This window comes from Microcoleus sp. S13_C3 (assembly GCF_036700905.1).
Lineage (GTDB): Bacteria > Cyanobacteriota > Cyanobacteriia > Cyanobacteriales > Microcoleaceae > Microcoleus.
The window spans coordinates 1-2,413 of record NZ_JAUBPT010000325.1 but is presented as its reverse complement, the minus strand read 5'-3'; the positions used below and the strand labels follow the sequence as shown (position 1 = coordinate 2,413).

Below are 2,413 nucleotides of genomic sequence, written 5' to 3'. Positions count from 1 at the left end.
CCCTATGCCCTATGCCCTATGCCCTATGCCCTATGCCCTATGCCCTATGCCCTATGCCCTATGCCCTATGCCCTATGAGTACCTCATGTTACTGAGAAAGGCTATATATTATTCGATGAAAATCCCAGCAACTTTGTCTCCATTCATAGTCATGTGTGCCACAAATTCATCTCCACCATCTTCAAAACTCAGCTTCCACAAATAAATCGGACAATTACCTTGTTTTATCTCACCAAAATAATTAAATGAGTATCCCTTTTGCAGGCGTGAAGCGAGCTGCTCGCTAACATCGTCAAACATTTGTTGTGTAATGCTCGCTTTGTAGCCTGCATCCCCCACTGTGGTAAAAAGCTCGTAATTTTTCGATGCAGTGGCATCCAAGATAACCTGCAAACAATCGATGACGTTTTGAGAGGGGGCTGTCGAGTCCATGATGATGTCCTTCTTTTAGGATTTTCTTAAAATGTTCTAGCTCAGACTGCTGTCTAAGGCTTAATTGTACCGCAGTTGCGATCGAATCCAGTTTGGGAGCGTCATTGACCGCCAACACCATCCGCTTAGCTCAGCCGCTACGATCGCTTTTTTGTTCTCCCTGATCCAGCCCTGTTAGTAGATTGGAGCGATTTTTTCTTTGGCAATCATTTTCGGCTTGACATCTGTAACCTCATAGGTTACATTAGTAAAGTAATCTCAAAGATTACAAAAAGTTTTAATTAATATATATAAGTGCTATGAACAGGATATTCAGGCTTGATTGAAGGATTATTTCACATGATACAAACTTTTTAAAATAAAGCATTAGAAAGATTATTGAGGGAAGGTAATGCAAAAGGACTTCCTAAAGAACTTGAAAAAGGATAAGAGCAAGCTTGAAGTAATAAATACAGCAATAATTATAGAGGATATTAGAATACCCGGCTATGATTTACACGAGTTTAAAGGTGATAGACAGGGAACTTGGTCAATAAAGGTATCAGGTAACTGGCGTATAACTTTTACATTTCAGGATAACAACGCATACGATATAGATCTCGAAGATTATCACTAGCCCATAACACACAATCTAAAAATTTAACTTAAACCGTAAGGAAAGTTGCATGAAAGACATACAAAACATTATTCAAGGGAGGAAAGTCAGACCAGTACATCCGGGCGAGGTCATTTCAGATGTGCTTGAAGATATTGAAATGACTCAAACCAGGTTTGCTGAGATACTTGGTGTATCCCGCCGTAGTGTCAACGAAATTGTTTTAGGTCAAAGACCAATTACAGTAGATATGGCAATTCGGATTGGGAAAGCGTTGGGGAATGGCCCTCAACTGTGGCTTAATCTTCAGCAAAAAGTTGATATTTGGGATGCAGTGCAAAAACACAGTGAAGAGTACGAAAAAGTATCTACGGTAGCATAGCGCGATATGTTAATCTCAGATTGCTAACCAAAGTTTAAATTGCGGTCTGGACATCTTACCTGCTCCGGCAAGTAGTCTCACGGCATTTTGCTCAAGACTTTACGAGTTCAACCCAGCCGAGTTTTGTCAAAATTCCGAGGAAAAGAAGAGCATAGCCGTCAAGATTGTAGTCAACTAGGAAAGTCATTGTTTCTGTGCGACACGTCTTGCTTTTTGCTCCTCAAGTTTTGCCCAGAGAGCTTCTTGTCCGGGTTTGCGGGGAATCATTGCAATGCGATCGAACCGTTCGCGGTTGCGATTTTCCCAATAGGAGCGAATTTCTGCTCTTGTTTGTAATACCTGTTGATACTCTGTTTCGATTTGAGCGCGGTTTGTTTCAATATAAGACAGAGCAGCGTTAATTTGATCGTCTGTCAGGTTAAATTTATTACGAATCAATTTTGGTGAATACTCAGCTTTCAGAAAATCTATGACATCGTAGAGAGTCAATCGAGTGCCTGAAATCGTCAGTCCTCGCTCTGTACGGATAATAGTCGCTTGTGTTTCGGATACCGGAGTCATACCTATAACCTTCTAGGGCGTCGGTACAGTATTAGAAGTTGACAACAAAAGAGATGTATGCAATTACCCGGTCAATGAATTCGACTCTATGCCCGGTTGAATTGGCAAAAGCTTAGAGATTCGAGCAATGACATGGAGGTTATGGACAACAGCGACTCGACGTAAATCGAAGAGATTTTTCCTTTGTCCAAGATACCGGGCACGGTCCCCCTGCCAATGACCAATATGGGCTAGAGAATGTTCAACTGTAGTACGCTTTCTCAAGTCAAGACGACCAGTGGTAGTGGATTGACGCGCTCGCAACTCTTGCATTAAAGCTTCATCAGGATGAATTGATACACTACGTCCTCTTTTACTATTTGTGCAGTCGGATCTCAGAGGACAAATTGCACATTCACTCGGAGGAAAATGAACAACTTTTCCCGGTTCAAAAGGGATACTTA

5 protein-coding genes are annotated in these 2,413 nt (G+C 41.5%); 2 read left to right on the top strand and 3 right to left on the bottom strand.

The annotated features are described in order from the left end of the window. Nucleotides 1-108 precede the first annotated feature (108 nt). Nucleotides 109-432 carry a hypothetical protein gene (locus QUA16_RS36390; RefSeq protein WP_333109719.1) on the bottom strand — a complete coding sequence of 108 codons (324 nt, stop codon included), beginning with the start codon at nucleotides 430-432 and terminating at the stop codon, nucleotides 109-111. Nucleotides 433-823: 391 nt separating this feature from the next. Here QUA16_RS36390 and QUA16_RS37120 point away from each other — a divergent pair, with 391 nt between their 5' ends. Next, a complete protein-coding gene (locus QUA16_RS37120; RefSeq protein ID WP_445252243.1) occupies nucleotides 824-1,048 on the top strand; it encodes a type II toxin-antitoxin system RelE/ParE family toxin in 225 nt (74 codons plus the stop codon). 49 nt (nucleotides 1,049-1,097) lie between these two features. Further along, a complete protein-coding gene (locus QUA16_RS36385; RefSeq protein ID WP_333026536.1) occupies nucleotides 1,098-1,409 on the top strand; it encodes a HigA family addiction module antitoxin in 312 nt (103 codons plus the stop codon). A 183-nt stretch (nucleotides 1,410-1,592) separates the two neighbouring features. Here the strand turns inward: QUA16_RS36385 and QUA16_RS36380 are convergent, their stop codons facing one another. After that, the gene (locus QUA16_RS36380; RefSeq protein WP_333109720.1) at nucleotides 1,593-1,970 is read right to left on the bottom strand and encodes a DUF433 domain-containing protein; all 378 of its coding nucleotides are present in this window, start codon (nucleotides 1,968-1,970) and stop codon (nucleotides 1,593-1,595) included. Nucleotides 1,971-2,033: 63 nt separating this feature from the next. Next, a partial coding sequence (locus QUA16_RS36375; protein ID WP_333181788.1) for a transposase occupies nucleotides 2,034-2,413 on the bottom strand: 380 nt, incomplete at its 5' end.